The 3099-nt window shown below is 73.2% G+C and carries 5 protein-coding genes; 3 read left to right on the top strand and 2 right to left on the bottom strand.

Features of this window, described 5'->3' with window-relative positions; all coding sequences use genetic code 11:
• Positions 1-158 precede the first annotated feature (158 nt).
• Entirely contained in the window at positions 159-377 is a 219-nt protein-coding gene (locus tag BLW04_RS27235) for an alpha/beta hydrolase (RefSeq protein WP_175484303.1), read from the bottom strand.
• Here BLW04_RS27235 and BLW04_RS27230 point away from each other — a divergent pair.
• The gene (locus BLW04_RS27230) at positions 364-729 is read left to right on the top strand and encodes a hypothetical protein (protein WP_175484302.1); all 366 of its coding nucleotides are present in this window, start codon (positions 364-366) and stop codon (positions 727-729) included. The two genes, BLW04_RS27235 and BLW04_RS27230, sit on opposite strands and share 14 nt — an antisense overlap.
• 96 nt (positions 730-825) lie before the next feature.
• Positions 826-1365, top strand: a complete 540-nt coding sequence (locus BLW04_RS25090) for a DUF488 domain-containing protein (protein WP_091548333.1) — start codon at positions 826-828, stop codon at positions 1363-1365.
• 9 nt (positions 1366-1374) lie between these two features.
• Here BLW04_RS25090 and BLW04_RS25085 read toward each other — a convergent pair whose 3' ends face one another.
• Positions 1375-1641: a hypothetical protein gene (locus BLW04_RS25085; RefSeq protein WP_091548331.1), complete on the bottom strand. Its 267-nt coding sequence runs from the start codon at positions 1639-1641 to the stop codon at positions 1375-1377.
• 64 nt (positions 1642-1705) lie between these two features.
• Here BLW04_RS25085 and BLW04_RS25080 point away from each other — a divergent pair, with 64 nt between their 5' ends.
• Complete coding sequence (locus tag BLW04_RS25080; protein ID WP_091548329.1) at positions 1706-2992, top strand: M18 family aminopeptidase; 1287 nt, start codon at positions 1706-1708, stop codon at positions 2990-2992.
• Positions 2993-3099: the final 107 nt, after the last annotated feature.

Below are 3099 nucleotides of genomic sequence, written 5' to 3'. Positions count from 1 at the left end.
AGGCGTAGACACCCATCCGCCTACCAGGAGCTCCCTCACATCACCGGCAGCACACGCCGACCACTAACCACACAAGTTTGAAGACGCTCTCTCAGTGAACAGGTGGACGACCTCAAGCTCGCCGAGGCGCTCGTGGACGGCGAGCTCCGCGGCCGCGGTCACAGCGTCGGCGCGGCAAAAGCGCGCCGGAAGTGCTCCGACGCCTCCTGCTGGGCCTGCTCGGCCTTGTCCAGCACGGCCGAGGCACCGAAGAACTCGTGCATGACGCCCGCGTAGTAGCGGTGCGTCGTCGGCACGCCGGCGGCCTCCAGGTTCTCCGCGAACTTCTGTCCCTGGCTGCGCAGCACGTCGCGCTCGTCGGTGATGACCGCGATCAACTGGCTGAGCGCCTGCTCGAACTCCGGCTCGCCGGGCTCCGGTGCGACCCAGGACGATGAGGTGCTCCTTGATCTGCTGGTGCTCGTGCTCGGCGTCGTCGTGCTCGTCGGCCATCCCGATCTCGGGCCAGATCGGGTAGAGCACCGTCTCCTCGGCGAAGGCGTGCGCGGCGAGCTCGAAGGAGATCTGGTCGACCAGCACGCGCCGGTTGCCGCGGCCGGCCTCCAGGTGCTGGAACTGGCGTTCGACGATGGCGTGGTCGTCAGCGATCAGGTGGTCGATGTCGCCGGGCTGGGTCGGGTAGGACAGGGCCACAGGCAAGCTCCCCGGTCGGCGGCAGGGCGCGCCTGAAGTCGGCGCCAGTCGTTTCCGGATCAGTGGCGTCCTACCCGGCACTTCGCTGGGAAACGCCGGGCGAAGGTCAGCCGCGCCGGGTAGGCAGCGCACATGCCCCTGCTGACGGTCGGCCACGGTCCCGAGGGGAGGGACCGGCTCGTCCCACGCCTGACCGCGGTCGGCGTCGGCCTGCTCGTCGACGTGCGCCGCTTCCCCGGCAGCCGCAACAACCCCGACGTCCGGCGTGAGGCGCTGGCCGACTGGCTGCCGGGCGCGGGGATCGGCTACCGGTGGGAAGAGCGCCTCGGCGGCCGCCGGCGCCTGCCGGCCGGGGAGCCGGTGGCTGACGGGTGGTGGACGGTCGCCCAGTTCGCCGCGTACGCGGCGTACACGCGGACGGCGGAGTTCGGCGCCGCGCTGGACCGGGTCCTGGCCGACGCGGCCGAGGCGACCGTCGCCGTCATGTGCAGCGAGAGCGTGTGGTGGCGCTGCCACCGGCGCCTCATCGCCGACGTCGCGGTGCTGGGCCACGGCGTGCCGGTGTCCCACCTGATGCCCGATGGCCGGCTGACCCTGCACCGGCCGTCGGAGGGCGCGGTGCTCGGGGCGGACGGCCGGCTGTGGTGGCCGGCCGTCCCCGAGGCCCGCTGAGCGCGGGCGTCAGTTGTCGGTCATCGCCGGCAGGTAGTCGTCGTAGCCGGCGATCACGTCCTCCAGCTCGACGACGTCGGGGAAGTCCGCGACGTCCTGGTGGCGGCGGAGGAACTCCACCGTGCGGCGGACGACGTCCTCCTCGTCGTCACTGCCGATCTTGTCGAGCGCCTCGGGGGTGAGCCGGAACGAGGTGCGCACGTCCTCCAGCTCGCTGGCCTGGGTCACCAGGTACTCGTGGTCGCCCTGCGGGTCGATGTCGATGTCGTCGAGCATGGGAGGCGCCCTACCCCGGACCACCCGGCCGTCACGCACGGACCTCGCCGGGGAGGATCAGGGCATGCCGATCCCGACCGACGAGCTGACGCTGGGCGATGACCTGCGGGCCTTCGTCGACGCCTCCTTCTCCCCCTCGCACGCGGTGGCCGAGCTGGCCCGCCGGCTCACCGCAGCCGGGTTCACCGAGCTGGCCGAGGTCGACCGGTGGGAGCTGGCCCCGGGTGCGGCGCACTTCGTCGTCCGCCGGGGTGGCAGCCTGATCGCCTTCCGGGTGGGCACCGCGCCGCTGTCGTCGTCCGGGATGCGGCTGGTGGGTGCGCACACCGACTCCCCGACGTTCAAGGTCCGGCCGCACTCCGACGTCCGGCAGGCCGGGTACCGACTGGTCGGCGTGGAGCCCTACGGCGGGGCGCTGCTGCACACGTGGCTGGACCGGGAGCTGACCGTGGCCGGCCGGGTGGCGCTGCGCGGCGGCTCCACCGTGCTCGTCCGGCTGCCCGGGGGTCCGCTGCGGCTGCCGTCGCTGGCGATCCACCTGGACCGCAGCGTGCGCGAGGGGCTGACCCTGGACCCCCAGCGGCACCTCGTCCCGATGTGGTCCCGCGACCTCGGGAGCGAGCCGGGGCTGGCGGAGGCGCTGGCGGAGGCTGCCGGGGTGGACGTGGCCGACGTCCTCGGACACGACCTGGTGCTGGCCGACACCCAGCCGGCGGCCCGGACCGGAGCCGACGGGACGTGGATCGCCGCGCCGCGGCTCGACGACCTGGCCTGCTGCCACTCCGGGCTCACCGCGCTGCTGGCCGCGCCGGCGGGAGAGCGCACCCAGGTGCTGGTATGCAACGACCACGAGGAGGTCGGCAGCGGCTCCATGCAGGGGGCACGCGGCAGCTTCCTCGCCGACGTCGTCGCCCGGCTGGTGGCCGTGACCGACCCAGGCGACCCGCAGGCGCTGTACCAGGCGGTGGCCCGGTCGGTGCTGGTGTCGGCGGACATGGGCCACGCCGTCCACCCCACCCGGTACGACCGGCACGAGCCGGCGCACACCCCGCAGTTGGGCGGCGGGCCGGTGCTGAAGCTCAACGCCAACCAGGCCTACGCCACCGACGCCCTGGGCGGCGGCTGGTTCGCCGAGCGCTGCGCTGAGGCCGGGGTGCCGGTGCAGTACTTCGTCAGCCGGGCGGACCTGCCGTGCGGCAGCACCATCGGGCCGCTGACCGCAACCCGGCTGGGCATCCCGACCGTCGACGTCGGGGCGCCGATGCTGGCCATGCACTCCTGCCGGGAGCTGGCGTCGGCGCTCGACGTGTCGCTGATGGCCGGCGCGCTCGGCGCCTGCCTGCGGGACTAGAGCGTGTCTGCCAACTGCGGACGCGGTGATGGATGATCATGCAGCCGAGGAGGACACCGCCGAGGTAGGTGGTGGCGTATTTGTCGTAGCGGGTGGCGATAGCGCGC

It is taken from the genome of Modestobacter sp. DSM 44400 (assembly GCF_900107175.1).
In the GTDB taxonomy this organism is placed as follows: domain Bacteria; phylum Actinomycetota; class Actinomycetes; order Mycobacteriales; family Geodermatophilaceae; genus Modestobacter.
Note: the sequence above shows the minus strand (reverse complement) of the source record. Positions and strands in the feature narration are given on the sequence as shown.

What these genes read in the sequence shown, in the direction of transcription:
- BLW04_RS25080 (WP_091548329.1), top strand. Translation starts at nt 1,706, where the DNA reads ATGCCGATCCCGACCGACGAGCTGACGCTGGGCGATGACCTGCGGGCC.
- BLW04_RS25085 (WP_091548331.1), bottom strand. Translation starts at nt 1,641, where the DNA reads ATGCTCGACGACATCGACATCGACCCGCAGGGCGACCACGAGTACCTG.
- BLW04_RS27230 (WP_175484302.1), top strand. Translation starts at nt 364, where the DNA reads ATGACCGCGATCAACTGGCTGAGCGCCTGCTCGAACTCCGGCTCGCCG.
- BLW04_RS25090 (WP_091548333.1), top strand. Translation starts at nt 826, where the DNA reads ATGCCCCTGCTGACGGTCGGCCACGGTCCCGAGGGGAGGGACCGGCTC.